16 protein-coding genes are annotated in these 20,246 nt (G+C 67.9%); 7 read left to right on the forward strand and 9 right to left on the reverse strand.

Annotated elements, in window-relative coordinates:
- On the forward strand, window positions 1-1,731 hold a 1,731-nt coding region (locus tag VGC56_RS05405), incomplete at its 5' end, for an FtsX-like permease family protein (RefSeq protein WP_464123738.1).
- 63 nt (window positions 1,732-1,794) lie between these two features.
- On the forward strand, window positions 1,795-2,307 hold the full coding sequence (locus VGC56_RS05410; protein ID WP_464123739.1) for a hypothetical protein: 513 nt from the start codon (window positions 1,795-1,797) through the stop codon (window positions 2,305-2,307).
- Here VGC56_RS05410 and VGC56_RS05415 read toward each other — a convergent pair.
- The 4 genes from VGC56_RS05415 to maiA all read right to left on the reverse strand — a co-directional run bounded on the left by VGC56_RS05415 (window position 2,304) and on the right by maiA (window position 8,206).
- Complete coding sequence (locus tag VGC56_RS05415; protein ID WP_464123740.1) at window positions 2,304-3,050, reverse strand: DoxX family membrane protein; 747 nt, start codon at window positions 3,048-3,050, stop codon at window positions 2,304-2,306. The genes VGC56_RS05410 and VGC56_RS05415 overlap by 4 nt on opposite strands.
- 133 nt (window positions 3,051-3,183) lie before the next feature.
- Window positions 3,184-6,453: a M10 family metallopeptidase C-terminal domain-containing protein gene (locus VGC56_RS05420; RefSeq protein WP_464123742.1), complete on the reverse strand. Its 3,270-nt coding sequence runs from the start codon at window positions 6,451-6,453 to the stop codon at window positions 3,184-3,186.
- 284 nt (window positions 6,454-6,737) lie between these two features.
- The gene (locus VGC56_RS05425) at window positions 6,738-7,523 is read right to left on the reverse strand and encodes a class II aldolase/adducin family protein (protein ID WP_464123925.1); all 786 of its coding nucleotides are present in this window, start codon (window positions 7,521-7,523) and stop codon (window positions 6,738-6,740) included.
- 41 nt (window positions 7,524-7,564) lie between these two features.
- On the reverse strand, window positions 7,565-8,206 hold the full coding sequence (gene maiA / locus VGC56_RS05430; RefSeq protein WP_464123743.1) for a maleylacetoacetate isomerase: 642 nt from the start codon (window positions 8,204-8,206) through the stop codon (window positions 7,565-7,567).
- Between the two features lie 156 nt (window positions 8,207-8,362).
- On the opposite strand from maiA, the gene trpS reads away from it, so the two are divergent.
- Window positions 8,363-9,364, forward strand: a complete 1,002-nt coding sequence (gene trpS, locus VGC56_RS05435) for a tryptophan--tRNA ligase (RefSeq protein WP_464123745.1) — start codon at window positions 8,363-8,365, stop codon at window positions 9,362-9,364.
- 3 nt (window positions 9,365-9,367) lie between these two features.
- On the opposite strand, the gene VGC56_RS05440 is transcribed toward trpS, so the two are convergent.
- The 4 genes from VGC56_RS05440 to VGC56_RS05455 all read right to left on the reverse strand — a co-directional run bounded on the left by VGC56_RS05440 (window position 9,368) and on the right by VGC56_RS05455 (window position 14,005).
- Window positions 9,368-9,931 carry a phosphatase PAP2 family protein gene (locus VGC56_RS05440; protein ID WP_464123746.1) on the reverse strand — a complete coding sequence of 188 codons (564 nt, stop codon included), beginning with the start codon at window positions 9,929-9,931 and terminating at the stop codon, window positions 9,368-9,370.
- Window positions 9,924-10,607 carry an HAD family hydrolase gene (locus VGC56_RS05445; protein ID WP_464123748.1) on the reverse strand — a complete coding sequence of 228 codons (684 nt, stop codon included), beginning with the start codon at window positions 10,605-10,607 and terminating at the stop codon, window positions 9,924-9,926. The genes VGC56_RS05440 and VGC56_RS05445 overlap by 8 nt, the downstream gene beginning before the upstream one ends.
- Window positions 10,608-10,943: 336 nt before the next feature.
- The gene (locus tag VGC56_RS05450) at window positions 10,944-13,262 is read right to left on the reverse strand and encodes an EAL domain-containing protein (RefSeq protein ID WP_464123750.1); all 2,319 of its coding nucleotides are present in this window, start codon (window positions 13,260-13,262) and stop codon (window positions 10,944-10,946) included.
- A 59-nt stretch (window positions 13,263-13,321) separates the two neighbouring features.
- On the reverse strand, window positions 13,322-14,005 hold the full coding sequence (locus tag VGC56_RS05455; protein WP_464123752.1) for an HAD family hydrolase: 684 nt from the start codon (window positions 14,003-14,005) through the stop codon (window positions 13,322-13,324).
- Window positions 14,006-14,079: 74 nt separating this feature from the next.
- On the opposite strand from VGC56_RS05455, the gene VGC56_RS05460 reads away from it, so the two are divergent.
- The 4 genes from VGC56_RS05460 to VGC56_RS05475 are packed head-to-tail and all read left to right on the forward strand — an operon-like array spanning window position 14,080 to window position 17,637.
- Window positions 14,080-15,192, forward strand: coding sequence for an ABC transporter permease (locus tag VGC56_RS05460; RefSeq protein ID WP_464123753.1), 1,113 nt, complete (start codon window positions 14,080-14,082; stop codon window positions 15,190-15,192).
- Complete coding sequence (locus VGC56_RS05465; protein ID WP_464123755.1) at window positions 15,189-16,067, forward strand: ABC transporter ATP-binding protein; 879 nt, start codon at window positions 15,189-15,191, stop codon at window positions 16,065-16,067. Before VGC56_RS05460 ends, VGC56_RS05465 begins: the two co-directional genes overlap by 4 nt.
- Window positions 16,067-17,059 (forward strand): MlaD family protein, encoded by a 993-nt coding sequence (locus VGC56_RS05470; protein ID WP_464123757.1) that lies wholly within the window; start codon window positions 16,067-16,069, stop codon window positions 17,057-17,059. Before VGC56_RS05465 ends, VGC56_RS05470 begins: the two co-directional genes overlap by 1 nt.
- Entirely contained in the window at window positions 17,056-17,637 is a 582-nt protein-coding gene (locus VGC56_RS05475) for an ABC-type transport auxiliary lipoprotein family protein (RefSeq protein WP_464123759.1), read from the forward strand. The genes VGC56_RS05470 and VGC56_RS05475 overlap by 4 nt, the downstream gene beginning before the upstream one ends.
- On the opposite strand, the gene pepN is transcribed toward VGC56_RS05475, so the two are convergent.
- Window positions 17,634-20,222, reverse strand: coding sequence for an aminopeptidase N (gene pepN, locus VGC56_RS05480; RefSeq protein WP_464123761.1), 2,589 nt, complete (start codon window positions 20,220-20,222; stop codon window positions 17,634-17,636). The two genes, VGC56_RS05475 and pepN, sit on opposite strands and share 4 nt — an antisense overlap.
- Window positions 20,223-20,246 lie beyond the last annotated feature (24 nt).

A 20,246-nucleotide genomic window follows, 5' to 3' on the forward strand; every position in this document is an offset into this window, starting at 1 on the left:
GAAGCTCATTTCAACGCCGGCGACGATCAGGACTGGCATCTCGCCAATATCGCCGACGTGCATCTGGGCCAGGCGCAGGGCGGGGCGATGGCGCCGGGCAACGACCGCACGACCATCGTCACCTTCGCCGTCATCGCCCTGCTGATCCTCGGCATGGCGGTGGTGAACTTCACCAACCTCGCCACCGCCCGCGCCAGCCAGCGGGCGCGCGAGGTGGCACTGAGGAAGGTGCTCGGCGCCAACCGCAAGCAGCTCATCGTCCAGTTCATCGGCGAATCGGTGCTGATCTCGATGCTGGCGATGGTGATCGCGCTGACCCTGGTCGAGATATTGATGCCGAGCTTCGCCCAGTTCCTCGATGCCGACATGAAGGTGCGCTATTTCGGCGCCGAAGGCATCCTGCTGCCGGTGCTGGCGCTTGTGCTGCTCGTCGGCGTGCTCGGCGGCCTCTACCCAGCTTTCTTCCTCTCGCGCTTCCAGCCGGCGACGGTGCTCAAGGCCAACAAGTCCTCCGCCGAGGCAGCGGGGACCGGCCGGCTGCGGAGCGTGCTGGTGGTCGGGCAGTTCGCGGTGTCGATCGGCCTCATCATCTGCACCGCGATCGTCTACGCGCAGACCGTCTACGCCCGCACCGCGGACCCGGGCTACAAGCGCGAGCATATCCTCCAGGTCACGGAATTGAGCCGCGCCCAGCTCACCACGCGGGGTGACGCGATCGAGCTGGCGACGCGGCGGGTGCCGGGGGTCGACGCGGTCGGGCGCACGTCGATCGGGGTCGCGACGCGCAACCAGAACAACACCGGCGTCAAGGTGCCGGGGACGGCGGAGCCGGTGACGATCGGCCAGTACACCGTCGATGCGGGCTTCAAGGACGCGATGGGGCTGACCCTCGTCGCCGGGCGCTGGTTCGACGACAACCGCCCGCTCGACGACACGACGCTCCCCTATCCCCCCGATCCCGCGGCGGAAAAGGCGCTGGCCCAGCGCGGCGCCAACATCGTCGTCAACGAGCTCGCCACCAAGCGGCTGGGGCTGCAGCACCCGGCGGATGCGATCGGCAAGACGTTCGAGGCCGGCCTCGTCTCGAACGAGGCGGGGTGGGTGCCGGCCACCATCGTCGGCGTGGTGAAGGACGCCCGCTTCCGCTCCGTGCGCGAGCCCATCGAGCCGATCCTGTTCCAGAGCGCGCACAACGGCGAGAGCGAGATGATCGTGCGCTTCCACGGCGATCCGGCGGCGGTTCGGGCGGGTGTCGAGCGGGCGTGGAAGTCGCTGGCGTCGGACGTGCCGTTCAACGCCAAGTTCAGCGACGACATCATGGTCGAGCTCTACAAGGCGGAGGATGCGCGGGCGAAGACCTTCGCGGCCTTCGCGTTGCTTGCGGTGGTGGTCGCCTGCCTCGGCCTGTTCGGCCTCGCCTCCTTCACCGCCGAGCGGCGGACCAAGGAGATCGGGATCAGGAAGGTGCTCGGCGCCCGCACCCGCGACATCGTCCGGCTGCTCGTCTGGCAATTCTCGAAGCCGGTGATCGTCGCCAACATCATCGCCTGGCCGATCGCCTGGTGGGTGATGCGCAGCTGGCTGAACGGCTTCGACGCGCGCATCGGGCTTGGGCCGAGCCCGTTCCTGATCGCCGGCGGGGTGGCCCTCGCTATCGCGGTCGGGACGGTGGCGGGCCACGCCTTCCGCGTCGCGCGGGCGAACCCGATCCACGCCTTGCGCTACGAGTAGGGTTCGCATCCTCGCCGCCTGGCCCTACACTCCGGCCATGGTCGGTTGCGTGAGGGGCAGGCGGTGAAGGACGACAGGCTGAAGCTCGGCTCACGGCTGGTGATCGGCGGCATTGCCGGCTTCGCCGCAACGCTGGCGATGACGGCGGCGATGCGGCGGATGCACGCGCGGCTGCCGGCCAAGGAGCGCTACCCGCTGACGCCGCGCGAGATCATCGACAGCGGCGCCAAGCAAATCGGTATGCCACTGGCCGACGACCCCGCGCGGGACGTGACGCTGATCGCCCACTTCGCCTACGGGGCGCTCACCGGCGCGATGGTGGCGGCGATGAACCCGGACCCGAAGAAGCGCACCGGCGCGGCCGCCGGCGTCGCGATCTGGCTGGCGAGCTACATGGGCTGGATCCCGGCGGTCGGCACGCTCGAGCCGGCGACCAAGCACCCGGCGCGGCGCAACGGCCTGATGATCGCGGCCCACCTCGTTTGGGGCGCGGCCACCGCCGCCGCCATTCGCGAGCTGACCCTCGCCCGCGAGACGATCCTGGCCAAGGGTCCCGACAAGGACGCGCCGCGCTAGCGGGTCCTGCGGCCCCGGCGGGAGAGGGTGTCGGCGAGCACCCAGACTGCGGCGGTGACGGCGAGGTTGATCGCGTTGCCGCCCCACACGGTCGGTTCGTGCGGCGTGCGGAGCAGCATCGGCAACCAGATGAAGGCGCCGAACGAGGCGAACATGATTGTGAGCAGCCGCGCTGCCGGGATTGCGAGGATGCCGGAGATGAGGGCGAGGCCGGCGGCGACATCGGCGAGGCCGGTGGCGAGCGCCCAGAAACGCTGGCCGGGTGGAATCCAGCGCGGCACCATCGCCGTGGTCTGGGGCAATGCGTCGAAATGCAGGATCCCGAAGCCGACGACGCAGATGCCCATCGCGACGCGGACGATCAGCAGCAGGCGCTTGTCGACGGCGCGGCCCTTGGCGCCGCCGCCGAGCGCGATGAGCAGGCCCGCAACGGCCGGCACCAGCTCTTCGCCGCAGCCGCTCCACGTCCCGAACACACGCGGCAGGAGCAGGATGCGCGTTACCCACATCCCGGCGAAGAAGAGAAAGGCGAGGGCGAGCAGCACGCCGCCGATCGTCGCCGTCTGCCGCCACTGCACCCCTGCGCCGCCGAGCAGGAAGATGGCGGCGATGATGTACGGGGTGCCGGCCGGGACGCTGTCGGGCAGGGGGTGCCAGACGCCGGCGGTGACGCCGAAGGCGAAGCCGAGCGCCGCCAGCAGCAGGGCGGCGGCGCCGTAAGCGTGTCGGCCGAGATCGTTCATCGGCCAAGTCTAGAGGGGCCGCGGCTTATGGCAAGCGGGGGAGGGGAGGAAAGGGGACAGTCTATTGACTGTCCCCATCGGCAGCAACGGGGACACCCAATAGAGTGTCCCCGGGGCTAGCGTCTCCAGCCGATCAGACGACGAAGTCGGTGTTGACGATGGCGTGACCGCCGGTGGTGGCGACGAGGATGGTGAAATCCGCAACGCCGTCGCCGTCGATATCGCCCTGCACCGTCCAGACGTTGTTCGCCTGGTCGAAGTCGGCGCGCAGTTCGCCGGCATGATGGCCGAAGGCGTCCGTGCCGATGAAGCTGAACGCCTGGTCGCCGCCCTGCGTCGAATCCGCGTCGATCTGCGAGAGGTCGATCTTGTCGCCGGCGGTGAAGTCGGTGATGTGATCGACGCTCGTCCCCGCGGACTGGGCGGCGTCGGTGTAGAGGAAGACGTCGTTGCCCGCCCCGCCGGTCAGCGTGTCGGCGCCGCTATTGCCGTAGAGCGTGTCCGCGCCGTGGCCGCCGGTCAGCGTGTCGTTGCCGGTGCCGGACAGGATCTTGAACGCCCCATCGGTCTCGGCCGAACCGTCGAACACCAGGTTCGATAGCACCGGCGTCGCGTAGATGGTGAGCAGCTGCCCGCTCGTCACCGCCGCGTCGTTGGTGACGATGTTGTAGACGGAATCGCCGCCATAGAGGACGATGGTCTGGATGTTGGTGAAGTTGCCGCCGAACGTCCCCAGCGCCGAACCCGACGAGAAATCGTAGCTGCCGTCGAGACCGAGCTGGTTCTGGCTTCCGCCGCCGCCGTCGACCTGGTCGGCCTGGGTGAACTTGCCCGGGCCGAAGTAGAAGCCGTCGCTGAGCGCACCGCCCTTCAAATTGTCGGTGCCGAGGCCGCCATACATGACGAAGTAACCGTGGGTCTCCGCCGAGCCGTCGAACGTGACGTTCTCGCCCGCCTGGAGGTTGCCGGCATAGATCGCCATCTTCTGGTTCGCGGCGAGATTGCCGTCCTGCCAGGTGATGTCATAGCCGGTCGGGGTGGCGCCGAGGCTGGTCATGATGCTCAGCGTCTCGACGTTGACGAGTTGGCCCGCCGCGATCGTGACCTTGTTGGGGCCGGTATAATCGCCGCGGATGCCGACCGTGTCGGCCCCCGCGCCCCCGTCGACCCGGTCGCCCGCGCCGAACGCGGCGCCGAAATAGACGGCGTCGCCCCCAGCGCCGGTCGTGGCGACGTCCGCCCCGCCCTGCGACAGATCGAGATAGTCGTTGCCGCCGGCGCTGGTGATGTCGTCGTCGGTGGCGTTGCCGGTGCCGGTGAAGTTGCCGGTGCCGGTGTAGACCAGGGTCTCGACATTGTCCGGCAGCGTGTAGGTCGCGAGCGTGGTGCGGACCGTGTCGCTGCCTTCGCCGCCATTCTCGACGACCACGTCGCCGGCATCGTCGACGAGGTAGATGTCGTTGCCGAGGCCGCCTTCCATGTGGTCGGCGCCGGTGCCGCCGTCGAGCGTATCGTCGCCGCCATTGCCGGTGAGCGTGTCGGTGCCCGCGCCGGCGCTGAGGATGTTGGCGACGTCGTTGCCGATCAGCGTGTCATTCCCCGCGTCGCTGGTCGCGTTCTCGATGGTGACGCCGTTGGCGATCGTGAAGCCGCCGTAGATGCCGTAGGCGTAGCTGACCCAGCCGCCGCCGCCATATTCATACTGGAGGGTAGCGGGCCTGAGGTCGATATTGGCGTCCTTGGTGCCGACATATTGGATGAGGTCGGTGCCGCCGGCGTCCCAGATCGAGGTGTAATAGGTTCCGGGCGCGTTGACGTCCTTGATCGTGTAGACGTCGTTGCCGGTCGCCGTGTCCTCGTTGACGCCGTATTTGTCCTGGATGGCGGCGATGTCGAACGCCATCAGGCCGCCGAGATAGCCGTAGCCGCCGGTGGTCGGGGCGTTGCCGTAGGGGGAATCCTGCCAGCCGTCCTCATAGGACATCATCGTGAAGACGCTCTGGTTCAGGTGGAAGTCGCCGGTCGTGTAATCGGCGACGCCGGCGCCTTCGGGCACGACGCCGTGCATGATGCCCGAGTGCCCGCCATTGTCGTGGGGGTGGGCGAGGCCGTGGCCGTGGCCGATCTCATGGATCAGCGTGACGAAGGAGAAGCCGCCCTGTTGCAGGTCGGTCGCGTTCCAGCGGTAATCGCCGGAGTTGAAGAGGGCGAGGCCTTCGTTCGGCTCGTCCGGCGGCTCCATCGACCCGAGGAGGGAAATGCCGGGCCCCGGCGTGCCCTTGTAGCTGGCATATTCGAAGTCGGCCTGGCTCTTGTCCTGGACCTCGAGATAGACGACGTCGGCGACCAGCTCGAACTGGTGCAGCGCGGTCATGACGGCGAGATGCTCGAAGTCCGAGACGTCGGCGGTCTGCACCGCCACCGGCGGCAGGCCAGGGTTGGACGGGTCTTCGAGCGACGTCACGACCTCGCCGGCCTTGGCGAAATAGATGGTGATGACGTTCTTGCCGGCGATGTCGGCCGCGGTCTTGCCGTTGGCGGCGAGCAGGGCGTTCATGTCGAGGGCAGCGCCGTAGGTCGGCGTCCCCTGCGCGTTGCCGGTCGGGCGGTTGCCCTCATTGCCGTCCGGATTGGCGGCGGTCTGGTTGACCTTGTTGACGCGGGTGCCCCAGTCGATCGCGTAGAGCGGGCTGCTGTCGGTATAATAAGGATGGTAGACGTTGGGATCGTTGGTCGCGTTGTGGACGAACAATTCGTAATCGCCGACCGTGTCGCCCGTGGTGCCGTTCGTCGCGTTCTGATCGAAGGCGCGGGCGTTGATATAATAGGTGCCGGTGGTCGGGGCCGTGAAGGTCATCAGCACGTCGAAACCGGAATTGACGTTGTTGGCCGGCGTAGTGGCGCCGCCGTCTCCGCTGCCCAGGAGCGTGGTTCCGTCCGCGCCATAGACCTCGACGTAGGAATCGGCGTTCGGAACCGTGCTCGGCCCGCCGGAATAGCCGTACATGCCGATCTGGTAGGTCTGGCCCGCGGTCAGCGTGACCTGGTAATAATCCTGGTCGCCGATCGTGTTCAGCGTGCCGATCGTATGGGCGGCGGCATCGACGGTCAGCACCGGGTTGCCCGGAGCGAGGCCCTTGCCGTCACCGGCCTCGTCGGGCGTGACGACGAACAGAGCGGGCGTGGTGATGGGGTGGAGGTCCCCGACGCCGTCGATCGGCAGCGCGGTCGAGAAGACGGAGGCGATGGTGAGGTTCTTCGAATAGGTGCCGGCAAGCGCGTAGGAATCGCTCTGGTCCTGGACGGCGAGGCGCGCGAACGTGCCTCCGTCGGTGAGGGCGGCCGCGATCAGGCCGTTATCGTTGTTCCAGGTGTCGAAAAGGCTGGTGCCGCGACGCAGCATAGGCTTCCTCCTTGGGGGATTTTATGTTTTTGGGGAGCAAACGCGTGGCGCGCCGGAGGCTGTCCGGCGGGCGGTACGTGCAGTGGGGACGATGGCAGGCCGGCGCGGCATGCCAGGAAGGGCCGGGCGTTTCGCCGACAGCGCCGTCCTGAAGCCAATCACCACCTCTTGGTAAGTACCTGCTTAAGGACGTTTAAACGTCGCAGGTACGGACCGGTTCCCGGCGAGGCGCGGCGGGAGGGATGCGGCTTGCCTCCCCCAGCCGCGGGGGAGGATCGTCCCGCTCAGCTCGCGAAGGAGGGATCGAGCCGGTAGGCCTTGCGCAGCAAAGCAGGCCAGGCGAGCGCGCCGGCGGCGAGCTTCAGCCCCACCTTGCCTTGCTGGGCGGCGACCTCCGGCGCGCCTTGCGGCGGGTTGCTGAGGTTCTCGGTGCCGGCCGAAAGGGCGAGGATCTGCGCCTCGCAGGCCCGCTCGAGGAAGTACATCTTGACGAACGCCTCGCCGACCGTTTCGCCCACCGTGAGGGTCCCGTGGTTGCGCAGCAGCATCGCGCCCTTGTCGCCGAGATCGGCGATGATCCGCTCCCGCTCGTCGAGATCGACGGCGACCCCTTCATAATCGTGATAGGCGACTTCGCCGCGGATCAGCATCGCCGTCTGGGTGAGCGGCAGGAGGCCGTCGGAATGCGCCGACACCGCCTGCCCGTGCGGCGTGTGGAGGTGCATCACCGCGTGCGCATCCTCGCGCGCCATGTGCAGCGCGGAGTGGATGGTGAAGCCGGCAGGATTGGTGATGAACGGGCTCGGCTCGACCGGCAGGCCGTTCATGTCGACCTTGACCAGCGACGAGGCGGTGACCTCCTCGAACATCAGATTGTAGGGGTTGAGGAGGAAATGATGCTCCGGCCCCGGCACGCGGGCGGAGAGATGGGTGAAGATGAGGTCGTCCCAGCCATAATAAGCGATTAGGCGGTAGGCGGCGGCGAGGTCGACGCGGATCTTCCACTCCTCGGCGCTGACCCGGCCTTGCATCGGCGGAATGTCAACCGACTGGAGCGGAGCCGCGTCCATGCTGGCGGTGATCGCTTCGACTCGGCCCATCTTCGCTCTCCTCAACTCGCCGCCTCTATAGCGTCCGGATGCGCCGCGGCGAAGGCGGGATGCGCGCACGCCTTCGCGTCGGCGCGGACCAGCGTCGGATAGTCGTCGAGCGGCACGGCAAAGCGCCGCGCATTGTAGATTTGCGGGACCAGGCAGAGGTCGGCGAGGGTCGGTGTATCGCCGTAAAGGTAGCGGCCGGCGCGGGCGGCGGCGAGCGCCTCCAGCGCCGCGAACCCTTTGGCGATCCAGTGCCGGTACCACGCGTCCCGCGCCTCCTGCGGCTGGTCGAGGGTGTTGGAGAGATATTTCAGCACGCGCAGATTGTTCACTGGATGGATGTCGCAGGCGACGGCGAGGGCGAGGGCGAGGACATGGGCGCGCTCGGCTGGCCCCGTGGGGGTGAGCGGCGGTTCCGGTCGCGTGTCGTCGAGATAGTCGCAGATGGCGAGGCTTTGGGTGAGGCGGTGCCCGTCGATCTCGAGCAACGGTACGAGCCCCTGCGGATTGCGCCCGCGATAGCCATCCTCCCTCTGTGCGCCCTGAAGCAGGTTCATCGGCACCGCCTCATAGGGGATGCCCTTGAGGTTGAGCGCGATCCGCACCCGGTAGCAGGCCGAGGAGCGGAAATAATCGTAGAGGACGGGCTTTGTCATCGCGGTGGACGCTAGAACTTCGCGCCACCGCGTCAATCGCTTGCGCCTCCCCCGGACGGGCCTGGCCGCCAACCGGCTGACGGCAACGGGCGGCGCTTGCCTTGCAGCCGCCCGCTTCTGTACGGCGCAAGGCTCATCCTTCAGGAGCGAAGACACGTGGCGGCGCCCAAGACGAAGAAGACCGTGTTTTCCGGCGTGCAGCCGACGGGGGACCTGCATATCGGCAACCTCATCGGCGCGCTGTCGCTGTGGGTGCGCGAGCAGGAGCGGCACGACAATATCTTCTGCGTCGTCGATCTCCATGCGCTGACCATTCCCGAGGCAATCCAGGCGAAGGCGCTGCACAAGAGCAGCCTCGACGTCGCAGCGCTCTACGTCGCCTGCGGGATCGACCCGGACAAGTCGATCATCTTCCTGCAGAGCCAGGTGCGCCAGCATGCCGAGCTCGCCTGGATTCTCGAATGCGTGACGCCGATGGGCTGGATGAACCGGATGACCCAGTTCAAGTCCAAGTCCGAGAAGCAGGATACGGTCGGCACCGGCCTCTACACCTACCCGATCCTGCAGGCGGCCGACATCCTCCTCTACCATACCGACCTGGTGCCGGTGGGGGAGGACCAGAGGCAGCATATCGAGATCACCCAGGATATCGCCCAACGCTTCGAGGGATTGTTCGGTTATCACTTCACGCGGCCCGAAATCATGGTCCAGCAGGTCGGCGCGCGGGTGATGGGGCTCGACGACCCCGAGGCGAAGATGTCGAAGAGCGCGGCGAACCCGAAGCACGCCATCGGCATCCTCGACGAGCCGAGCGTTATCCTGAAGAAGCTCAAATCGGCCAAGACCGACTCGCGAACGGCGGTGGACGGCGCCGATCTGGGGGCGGGGGTGAAGAACCTCGTCACCATCTACCACGCCTTTGCCGGGGGGACTTGGGACGAGGCGGTGCGGCACTTCGACGGCCGGGGCTATGGCGCGCTCAAGACGGGCGTGGCCGAGGCTGTGATCGCCGGGCTGGAGCCGATCCGCAAGCGCTTCCATGAGCTTCGGGACGACGAGGCGTCGCTCGAGGCGATGCTGAAGCGGTCCGCGGAAGCGGCTGCGGAGCGCGCGGAGGCGACGATGGTGGAGGTCAGGAAAGCCGTCGGGGTGCGCTGAATCTCAGGTCCGCTTCAGCACAGCTTCCGTCACCGCCTCGGCGGCGACGCCGATGGCGAGGCCGGCGCCGACGTCGGTCGGATAATGGGCGCAGCGGGGTATCTGCGCGAGGGCGAGGAAGCCTGCGGCCGCATAGGCCTTGCCGGCATGCTCCGGATAGCCGCGGGCGAAGGCGCGGGCGACGGCCGCGGCACCGGCGGAATGGCCGGAGGGAAAGCTGGTTTCCTCCTTGGCAGTCTTGTCGCCGGGGCGGGGCTTCGAGTCCTTGCCCTGCTTGCCGGCGGAGCGGGGGCGGGTGCGGTTCACGCGCTCCTTGACCTCGTCCTTGACGAAGGTGGCGAGCGTGTGCGCGGCCAGCATGGAAACGCCGGTGCGGGCGAGGTGGCGGTTGCCCGAGAGGAGGCCGATGCCGATGACGGCGCCGCAGAGGATCCGCATCGGCGGCTGGTCGCCCAAGTCGGCGACATGCTCCAGAGCCTTAACCGGGAGCGTATCCTTATACTGCCGGGCAAGGCGCGCGGCTGCGCTGTCGGCGGCGAGGGTGCGGTCTGCGGGGCGCTTAGCCACGGGCGAAGACCGAGCTGTCATAGTCGGCGAGGAGGTGGCGGGCGTCGCGGTAGCAGGCGATGGCGCCTTCGGCCCGCAGCTGCGCCTCCGGAAAGCCGCCGGAGAGGAAGCCGATCGCCCTGAGGCCCGCGCGCCCGGCGGCCTTGATGTCCCACGGCGAGTCGCCGACCACGACGACCTCCTCGGCGGGGATCGGCGCAACCTTCTTCACCGCCGCTTCGAAGATGTCGGGGCAGGGCTTGGAGCTTTCGACATCGTCCTTGGAGGTGATGGCGGCGACGAGATCGGCGGCAGCGATGAGGTCGAGGTGGAAACCGACCTCCTCCTTTCCGGCCGAGGAGGCGAGGACGATTCGGATCTCGTCCTGGACGAGCCGCTCGAACAGGTAGCGGACGCCGGGAAAGGGCATCGTGCTCGGCAGATAGTCGCGCTTGAAGAGCTCGCCGCGCCAGGCGTCGATCTCGTCCGCCTGCTCTTCCCCGAGGTCCGGCAGCAAGGTCGGGATCAGATTGTCCCCGCCTTTGCCGATCTGGGTGCGAATCGCGTCGAGCGGCACCTCGTGGCCGAAATGGCGAAAGGTCTCGCGCCAGGCGACGGCGTGAAGTTCGTTAGTGTCGACGAGGGTGCCGTCAACGTCGAAAAGGACGGCGCGCGGCCGGGCGGCATTTTGTATCACGCCGCTACAAGAGATACGCAGCGCCCAAGTTCCCGAGGACCGGGAGGCGTCGGGCTCCAGAACGGGGGCCAGAAATGGAAAAGGCCCCGCCGCGGGTGCGGCAGAGCCTCTTCAATTTGAAACCACGGTAGTCCGGGTCTCGATGCGCTCAGCCGATCAGCCTTTCGCGCCGGTGCTGCCCCAGCCCGAACCGAAAAGATAATCGTAAATGCTGCGAGCGGGCTTCTGCTGCTTCTGCATCTGCTTTCCCCGTTTCACATGCCAAGATGCGAATCACCTCGGCGACGGGGATCTAAGTAAACAAACCGTTAAGGGTTAGCAAGAGATTCATCGTTTTCAGGCAGCGGAAGCTTTTCTCCAACCCGGAATGAATGGCGTTAAGTGACTGAAAGTCATTGGTTTAGCGAAATAAAACCCCTGCACGATATCGCAGCCCATGGCCGCAAGCGTCTCAAAAGTGGCCAGATCCTCCACCCCTTCGGCGACCACTTTGTGCCCCAGCGAGTGCGCGAGCTGGATGGTGGAGTGGACCATGAGTCGGTCGCTCTGGCTCTTGCCGACCGCCTGCACGAAGCTCTTGTCGATCTTGATCTCGCTCGCCGGCAGCCGCTTGATATAGTCGAGCGTCGACAGGCCGGTGCCGTAATCGTCGATTGAGATCTGAACCCCGCGTGCGCGCAGGCGATGGAGCGGTGCGAGGTCGGCCTCGGCGCGGGCGAGGGTCGCGGTTTCGGTCACCTCCAGCGTCAGGCATTCCGGCGGCAGGTTGAACTTCTTCAGCAGCTCCATGACCTTCGCCTCGAGAGGGAAGGCGCCGAGCAGCTTGGGCGAGAGGTTCACCGACATGTTGAAGTGCGGGCAGCGCTTGGCGGCCAGCGCGCCGCTGCGGATGGCGCGGTCGAGGACAAACTCGGTGAGCTTCTCGATCCGGCCGCTCTGCTCGGCGGCGGGAATGAACTCCATCGGGCTGATTTCGCCCTTGGTGGGGTGGGTCCAGCGCACCAGGGCCTCGGCGCCGATCGCCTGCTTCGTCTTGACGTCGATCTTCGGCTGGTAGGCGACCCAGAGGTCGCCGGCGCCGATCGCCGCGTCGAGCTGGCTGAGGATCGACAGGCGCCAGGATGCGTCCTCGCCCTGGTCGTGGGCGTAGCGCTTCCAGCGGCGGGATTCGGCGGCGGCTTCCTCGGCCGCGGCCAAGGCGCCGCCCAGGCGGCTGGCGATGAGGCGGTCGCCATTGGTGTCGACCCCGAAGGTTATGGCCAGGTCGAACCGGTGTCCGGCTACCACGATGGCGCTGCGAAACAAAGCGTGAAGGGCGTTGAGATGCTCGTCGAGGTCCGCCTGCTCGGGTGCGAACCAGGCGAAGATCCCTTCGTCGCCCTGGTATACGGAGGTCATGCTGCCACCGACGGAGAGGCGGGCCGCAATCTGCGCCGCGAGCGTGCGTTCCTCGTCGGTCTGCAGCGCGGCACAGATTTGCGCGTAATTCTGCACCCGCGCGGCGATGAGCGGGACCTCGCCCCTCGGTTCTTCCTTGCGGAGCGCATTGAGGTTCGGAAGGCCGGTAATCTGGTTGGTCGTGCCGCGTTCGCGCAGGGTCCGGCGGAAGACCAGCCACGTCCTCACCCCCGCTGCGCCGAGCAGCATGACCAGCGCAGGCGCGATCTCGGCGCGCACGCCATGGGCTTCGAGCACGAGGGGGAGAAACAGCGCGGCGGTCAAGCCGACGATGATGCTGCTCGCCGCCACCGGCACACGGCGCGCATAGGCGCAGATTGCGGCCGCGCCCAAGGCGAGGAGGAGCGGCAACATCCAGCCGACGACCACCGGCCTGCCGGCCAGCAACGTCTCGGCACCGAGCACCTGTGCGTAAACGCCCGGCGTCGGGCCATGGCCCGGCATTATGAACTCGTCGCCTAGCCTCAACGTCGTGGAGGCGATGATGACCACCTTGCCGCGCACCGCCTCGGGGCGCACCCGGCCGTCCAATATGTCGATCGCGCTGAGAACCGGAATCGTCTTGGGGTCGATCGAATAGTCGATCGGGAACATCTCGTTCACGGGCCCCGGCTTGCTCGACAGCGCCGACGCAAAGGACGGATAGTCGCGCCCGGCATAAGTGAGGGCGTAGGGGATGCTCCAGAGAGAGCCGTGCGCCATATATTGCGCGTTGATGTTGGCGAGATTCGCGCGCTTGCGGAGCGTCTCAAGCGGGAAGCTGTCGACGCGCTTCTTCGTGATCGGATCGATCAGGAAGCGCAGTGCGAGCGTGCCGCGGCCGTGGAGACGCTCCAATGCCGCCGCAAAGGCGCGGTCGTCGGCCGGCTGGCTGGGCAGCGAGAAGTCGAAATCGAAGAAAACCCGTGCCGCACCCAGGCTGTTCAGCCGGTCCGCCAAGGCCGCGTGTGCGCGGCGGGGCCAAGGGACGCTGGGTATGCGCTCCAGGCTGCGCTCGTCCACTCCCACGATGACGATACCGCCGCTCGCCTTGTGCTGGGCCTGGGCGCGAGCGACGTACAGCAACTGCTCCACGGGCTGGCCAAGATCGAGGACGCCGAAGATAAGAGCGACGAGGCCGGTCCAGAACAGGATGCGCGTTCGCCCGTCGCGCCACATGCGGCGCAGCCGTCCCGACCTGATCTTTCCTCCACCCATGGAGACGGTCTTCGCAGGCAATGGTTAACAAAGCGGTAATGGAGCCGATTTGGAGGAATTCAGCGGCGGCCCTTCCAGCGCACGACTTCCCACCCTTCCGCGGCGGCGAGACGGGCGAGGCGGGCATTGGGATTTGCGGCGAAGGCTTCGTCGGCGAGCCGGTGCATCGGCGCGTCGCTATGATGGTCGGAATAGAAGCGGATGTGCACCGCGTCGCGCGCCAGCCCCTCCTGCGCCAGCCAGGCTTCGACCATGTCACGCTTGGCGTCGCCGTAGCAATTGGCGCCGTCGATCCGGGCGACGACGCGGCCCCGCGCGTCGCTCTGCGTGCGGGTGGCGATGACGTCGTCGAAGCCCAGCGCCTTGCCGATGGCGGCGGCGTACAGCTCGTACGAGGCGGTCGCGAGGACGAGCCTGCGGCCGGCCTTGCGATCGGCCTCGATCGCGGCGCGGGCCTGGGGGAGGATGTTGGTGGCGAGTTGCGCACGCGCGAAGCTTTCGGCGACGGCGGCGAGGCGCTCCGGCGCGACGCCGCGGCCGACCAGCAGCGTGTAGTTCAGCTCCTTGAGGCGCGCGCGGTCGAGGAGACGCAGCGCGTAGCCGAGGCTGAGGAGCGCCGAGAACGGCAGCAGCAGCAGCCGCCACGGCGCCAGGCGCAGTGCTGCGTGGAGGAGGAAGGCGGCGTAGGTCGGCCGCCGCGTCACCGTCCTGTCCATGTCGTAGATGGCGAGCCCGACCTTCATGGAACCGCTCCATCCACGGCGCGTAGCCTTCTGTCCAGCTTGCGGGCACCGGGGAATTGAAGCATGTCGCGGCTATGAGTTCGGTCGCCAGGTACAGCGAGGCGCAGGAAGACGGCCGGCGCGTGCTGCGCTTCGCCGGCGATCTCACCCTCTCGCGGCTCGGGCCGCTGCCGCAGCGGCTCGACCGGCTGAAGGGCCGCGGCTTCGTCCTCGACATCTCCGGTGTCGGCCGGATGGACACGATCGGCGCCTGGCTGCTCCACCGCACGGCGCGGGAGCGCGGCGGCGAGATCGTTGGGGCCGACGCGGGCGCCGCCAGCCTGCTGCGCCAGGTCGGCGAGGCGGACAAGCCGATCAAGGTCCGCCCGGACCCCCCGCCGCCCGTGATGCGGGTGATGGACCAGATCGGCTCCGCCACGGTGCTTGCGGGCCGGACGATGCTCGGCCTGCTCGCCTTTTTCGGCGCGATGCTGATCTCCTTGTGGGCTGTCATCCAGCACCCCCGCCGCTTTCGGCTCAACGCGGTGGTGCAGCGCTTCGAGGTGGTCGGCGTCCACGCCTTCGGCATCATCGGGCTGATGAGCCTGCTCGTCGGCATCGTCATCGCGCAGCAGGGCGCGGTGCAGCTGCGGCAATTCGGCGCCGAGGTCTTCACGGTCAATCTGATCGGCCGCGCGGCGGTCAAGGAACTGGGCGTGCTGATGACGGCGATCATGGTCGCGGGGCGCTCCGGCTCGTCGTTCGCCGCCGAGATCGGCTCGATGAAGCTCGCCGAGGAAGTCGACGCGATGCGCACGATCGGTGTCTCGCCGATGGAGGCGCTGGTCCTGCCGCGGGTCATCGCGACGGTGGCGATGATGCCTTTGCTCGCTTTCTACGCGGCGATCCTCGCCATCGTCGGCGGAGGCATCTTCTGCTGGATCAGCCTCGGTATCCCGCCGATCACCTTTGTCCAGCGCGTCCGGGAGGTCCTCACCGGGACGACCGACGTGTGGGAGCTGCTGATCAAGGCGCCGGTGTTCGGGCTGATCATCGCCATGGCCGGCTGCTTCCAGGGCATGCAGGTCAAGTCCGACGCCGAGGAGGTCGGGCTTCGCACCACCACCGCCGTCGTGCAGGCGATCTTCCTGGTCATCGTCCTCGACGCCTTCTTCGCCGTCTTCTTCACCTCGATCGGCTGGCTGTGACCGAGACCCTCGCCAAACAGGCCGCCGCGCCGCCGGAGGAGCAGGAGATCGTCATCCGCGTCCGCGGCCTCGCCAACAGCTTCGGCGAGCAGCAGGTGCACGAAGGGCTCGACCTCGAGGTCCGCCGCGGCGAGATTTACGGCGTCGTCGGCGGCTCGGGCACCGGCAAGTCGGTGCTGATGCGCTCGATCATCGGCCTCCAGCAGCCGGACGAGGGCGAGGTCGAAGTGTTCGGCGTGCCGATGCTGAGCGCGCGCGAAGCCGCGCTCCAGGGGGTGCGCAAGCGCTGGGGCATCCTGTTCCAGGGCGCCGCCCTGTTCTCGACGCTGACGGTGGCCGAGAATGTCGAAGTGCCTTTGCGCGAATTCTACCCGCGCCTGTCGGAAAAGCTGCTCGACGAGATCGCCGCCTACAAGATCGTCATGGTCGGCCTCGATCCCGATGCCGGGCCTAAATATCCGGCCGAGCTCTCCGGCGGCATGCGCAAGCGCGCCGGAATCGCCCGCGCGCTGGCGCTGGATCCGGAGATTTTGTTCCTCGACGAGCCGACCGCCGGCCTCGATCCGATCGGTGCCGCGGCGTTCGACAATCTCGTCCTGGAGCTGCGCGACCGGCTCGGTCTGACGGTGTTCCTCATCACCCACGACCTCGACACGCTGTACACGATCTGCGACCGCGTGGCGGTACTCGCGGACCGCAAGGTCGTCGCGGTTGGAACGATTGCGGAATTATTGGCTTTGGACCACCCGTGGATACAGGAATATTTCAGAGGTACCCGCGGACGGGCGGCCGAAGAAGCCGTCGAGGAAGCCGAGGCCCGGGCCGAAGAAGCCGAGGCGAAGGCGGGGGCTGCGCAGGGGGGCGCTGAAGGCTGATGGAAAACAGGTCCAACCATATCCTCGTCGGCAGCGTCGTCATGGTGATGCTGGTCGCCGTGCTCGCCTTCATCCTGTGGCTGAGCCAGGCGTCGGGCGACAAGAAAAAATATTACGATGTCCTGTTCAGCCAGGCCGTCGACGGCCTCGCCACGGGTTCGGCGGTGACTTTCTCCGGCGTGCCGGTGGGGCAGGTCAAGTCGATCACCCTCCTGCCGCAGACGCCCGAATTCGTGCGGGTCAGGATCAGCGTGAACGACGACACCCCGATCCTCGCCGGCACCACCGCGACGATCAAGGGCGTCGGCTTCACCGGCGTCTCGCAAATCCAGCTCGATCCGCCGGACCGCGATCCCAAGCGCCCGAACCTGCCGCGGCCCGAACTCGCCTGTCCCTCGGGAGACGCCAAGGCGCAATGCCCGTTCGGCGTGCCGGTTATCCCGATGAAGCCGGGCGGCCTCGGCGCCATCCTCAACAGCGCGCCGGAGTTGCTCGAGCGCGTGTCGACGCTGACCCTGCGCTTGACCGAACTGCTCGGCGACAAGAACCAGGCATCGATCGCGGCGATCCTCCACAACGTCAACACGATGAGCCACAACCTCGCCGCCCGCTCGGACGAGATCGCCGCGACCCTCGCCGACGCCCGTATCGCCATCCGCCAGGCGGGCGACGCGGCGGACCGGTTCGGCCGCCTCGCCGACACGTCGAACGACGTGCTGTCGAAGGACGCCAGGCCGCTGATTGCCGACCTGCGCCGCACGGTGCAGTCGGCCGACACCAGCATGAAGACGCTGAACGCGACTTTGGGCGACGCGCGGCCGGGGCTGCAGGCCTTCTCCAAGCAGACGATCCCCGAGGTCGGGCAATTGGTGCGGGACCTGAGGCAGATGTCGGATTCGCTGAACAACGTCGCGCAGCGGCTCGACCAGGGCGGGGTCACCTCGATCCTCGGGCCGGCGAAGCTGCCGGATTACAAGCGGGGCAAGAAATGACGCGCACGATTCTCCTCGCGGCGCTCGCGGGCGCCGCCGCCCTCTCGGCCTGCAGCTTCGGCGCGAAGCCGCCGGCGACCTTGATGCGGCTCAGCCCTGACGCGGCGGCGCCGAATGGCTCGCGCACGGCGCCCACCGCGCAGGCGATCACCGTCGTCGCGCCGGCGGTGCCGCAGGAGCTGATGACCCTGCGCGTGCCGGTGCGCGAGAGCGGCACGCAGGTCACCTATCTTCCGAAGGCGCAATGGGTGGAGATGCCGAACACGATGTTCGCGCGCCTGCTCTCCGACACGATCGCGGCGAAGACGGGCCGGGTGGTGCTCGATCCCAGGCAATTCACCTTCGACCCGGGCCAGCGCCTTACCGGCACCCTGCAGGAGTTCGGCTTCGAGGAAACCGGCTCCCAGGCGGTAGTGATCTACGACGCCGCCATCGCCCGCGGAACGAACGCGGTGGAGACCCGCCGCTTCGAAGCGCGCGTACCGGTCGCGGCCATCGACGCCGCCAACGCCCCCGCCGCCCTTAACCGCGCCGCGAACGACGTGGCGGCGCAGGTCGCCGCCTGGGTGGGCCGCTAAGCCGCGAGGCTCTTGCTGGCCTGCTCGAACACTTCCTTCGAAAGGCCCGGCGTCGCGACGATGCGCTCGAGCTCGGCGCGCATCAGGGCCTGGCGGTCGGGGCCGAAGCGGCGCCAGCGGCCGAGCGGGGGCACCAGCCCGGCCGCCGTTTGCGGGTTCAATTTGTCGACCTGCAGGAGGATGTCGGCGAGGAAGCGGTAGCCGCGGCCCGACGGGTGGTGGAAGGCGCGCTGGTTGGCGGCGAAGGCGCCGACGAGGGAGCGGAGCCGGTTGGGGTTGGTCAGCGAGAAATCCGGGTGCCGGGCCAGCGCCTCGACGGTGTCGATGGCGTCGGCGCGAGTCGCGCGGGCCTGGGCGGCGAACCATTTGTCCAGCACCAGCGGATCGGCACGGTAGCGGTCGTAGAAGGCGGCGAGGGCGCCCTGCCGCTCGGGCGCATCGGAATTGGCGAGCACGGTCAAGGCGCCGAGGCGGTCGGTCATGTTGTCCGCCTCGTCATATTGCCGCATCGCCAGCGCCGGCGCGTCCGCAGCGCCCGAGGCCAACAGATAGCTCAGAGCCACCGAGTGCAAGCGCCGCGCGCCGCAGGCTGCGGCGCTATACTCGTAGCGGTTGGCGGCGGTCGAGGCGTAGGCGGCGCGCCAGGCGTCCTCCAGCGTCTCGCCGAGCGCGGTGCGCAGCGCCTCCCGGGCGGCGGCGACGGCTTCGGGGTCGACGGTGGCGAGATGGTCGCCGACGAACGCCTCGCTCGGCAAGATCACCGCCTCGCCGACGAAGGCGTGGTCGAGCTGCTCGTCGGCGAGCGTCTCTCGCACGGCGGCGATCACCGGGCGGTGGTCCTGGCGGCCGGCGACGGCGGCGAGGAGAGTGTCGAGCATCAGCTGCTGCATCGCCTCGTAGCGTGCGAACGGATCGTCGTCGCGTGCCGACAAAAAGGCGAGGTCGGCGGCGCTGCGGTTGGTCTCGATGGTGACGGGCGCCGAGAAATTGCGGTTGATCGAGAGGATCGGCGGCTCCGAGACGGGGCCGACGTCGAGATCGACCTCCGCCTGGTCGAGAAGGATCAGGCGTTCGCCGAGCTTCGCGCCGGTCTCGAGGCCGAACAGAGCCGTCCGGAGTGGGATCGGCATCGGCTGCTTGGCGGGCTGTCCCGGCGTCGCCGGCACGCCCTGACGAAGCTTCAGATGGGCGTGGCCGTCGACGACCCGGAGGTCGGCGCGGACGCGGGGGGTTCCCGACTGGCCGTACCAGAGGCGGAAGCGGGAGAAATCGGCGCCGCTCGCATCCTCCATCGCCTTCACGAACTCCTCGCAGGTCGCGGCTTCGCCGTCGTGGCGGTCGAAATAGAGGTCGGTGCCGGCGCGGAATTTGTCGGGGCCGAGGATGGTGTGCATCATCCGGATGAGCTCGGCGCCCTTGTTGTAGACGGTGGCCGTGTAGAAGTTGCTGATCTCGATATAGGATTCCGGGCGCACGGGGTGGGCGAGCGGGCCCGAATCCTCGGGGAACTGGCTGGCGCGCAGCACGCGGACGTCGGCGATGCGGCTCACCGCTTCCGATCCTTCGGCGGAGAATTGCTGGTCGCGAAAGACGGTGAAGCCTTCCTTGAGGCTCAACTGGAACCAGTCGCGGCAGGTCACCCGGTTGCCCGACCAATTGTGGAAATATTCGTGGGCGACGACGCCGGCCACCGCGTCGAAATCGTCGTCCGTGGCGGTCTCCTGGTCCGCCAGGATGTAGCGCGAGTTGAAGATGTTGAGGCCCTTATTCTCCATCGCCCCAAAATTGAAATCGCCCACCGCCACGATGTTGAACACGTCGAGATCATACTCGCGCCCGTAGGTCTCCTCGTCCCACTCCATGGCGTCCTTCAGCGACTCCATGGCGTGACCGGTGCGCGGCAGGTCGGCTTCGCGGACCCAGATGCCGAGTGCGACTTCGCGGCCCGATCGGGTGGTGAAGCTGTCGCGGTTGGCGACGAGATCGCCGGCGACGAGCGCGAAGAGGTAGCAGGGCTTGGGGAAGGGGTCGTGCCACTCGGCCCAGTGGCGGCCATCGGGGAGATTGCCCTGGCCGACCGGGTCTCCGTTCGAGAGCAGCACTGGATAGAGGGCTTTGTCGGCGATCAGCTTCACCGTGTAGCGGGTGAGCACGTCCGGCCGGTCCGGGAACGGCGTGATGCGCCGAAAGCCCTCGGCCTCGCATTGCGTGCACAGGATGCCGCCGGACTCGTAGAGCCCCATCAGCTCGGTGTTGGCGGAGGGCTCGATCTCCACCTCGGTCTCGACGATCGCAGAGGCGCCGGCGAGGGGAATGGTGAGGATGCCCTCCTCCTCGTCATGCTCGTAGGCGGCGGGTTGCCCGTCGACCGTGACCGACAGCAGCTCGAGCTCCTCCGCGTTGAGCTTCAGGGGCCGGTCGTGCTCCCCGTTGCGGGTGACCGTCAGACGGCTGCGCACCCGGGTCCGCTCCGCCCCAAGCGCGAACTCCAGCGCGATCTCCGGGACCAGCCACTCGGGCGGCCGGTAATCCTCGCGGCGGACGGGAGCGGGGGGCGGGGCGGCGGCGTGTTGGGCATCGACCATGGCGGGCACTTAGGAGCCGGGCGG

This window comes from Allosphingosinicella sp., from assembly GCF_036403745.1.
In the GTDB taxonomy this organism is placed as follows: domain Bacteria; phylum Pseudomonadota; class Alphaproteobacteria; order Sphingomonadales; family Sphingomonadaceae; genus Allosphingosinicella.

Bases quoted from the DNA above. Each gene is read 5' to 3' on its own strand.
- VGC56_RS05415 (WP_464123740.1), bottom strand. From the start codon at position 3,050: ATGAACGATCTCGGCCGACACGCTTACGGCGCCGCCGCCCTGCTGCTG.
- VGC56_RS05420 (WP_464123742.1), bottom strand. From the start codon at position 6,453: ATGCTGCGTCGCGGCACCAGCCTTTTCGACACCTGGAACAACGATAAC.
- VGC56_RS05425 (WP_464123925.1), bottom strand. From the start codon at position 7,523: ATGGACGCGGCTCCGCTCCAGTCGGTTGACATTCCGCCGATGCAAGGC.
- maiA (WP_464123743.1), bottom strand. From the start codon at position 8,206: ATGACAAAGCCCGTCCTCTACGATTATTTCCGCTCCTCGGCCTGCTAC.
- VGC56_RS05450 (WP_464123750.1), bottom strand. From the start codon at position 13,262: ATGGGTGGAGGAAAGATCAGGTCGGGACGGCTGCGCCGCATGTGGCGC.
- VGC56_RS05455 (WP_464123752.1), bottom strand. From the start codon at position 14,005: ATGAAGGTCGGGCTCGCCATCTACGACATGGACAGGACGGTGACGCGG.
- VGC56_RS05460 (WP_464123753.1), top strand. From the start codon at position 14,080: ATGAGTTCGGTCGCCAGGTACAGCGAGGCGCAGGAAGACGGCCGGCGC.
- VGC56_RS05470 (WP_464123757.1), top strand. From the start codon at position 16,067: ATGGAAAACAGGTCCAACCATATCCTCGTCGGCAGCGTCGTCATGGTG.
- VGC56_RS05475 (WP_464123759.1), top strand. From the start codon at position 17,056: ATGACGCGCACGATTCTCCTCGCGGCGCTCGCGGGCGCCGCCGCCCTC.
- pepN (WP_464123761.1), bottom strand. From the start codon at position 20,222: ATGGTCGATGCCCAACACGCCGCCGCCCCGCCCCCCGCTCCCGTCCGC.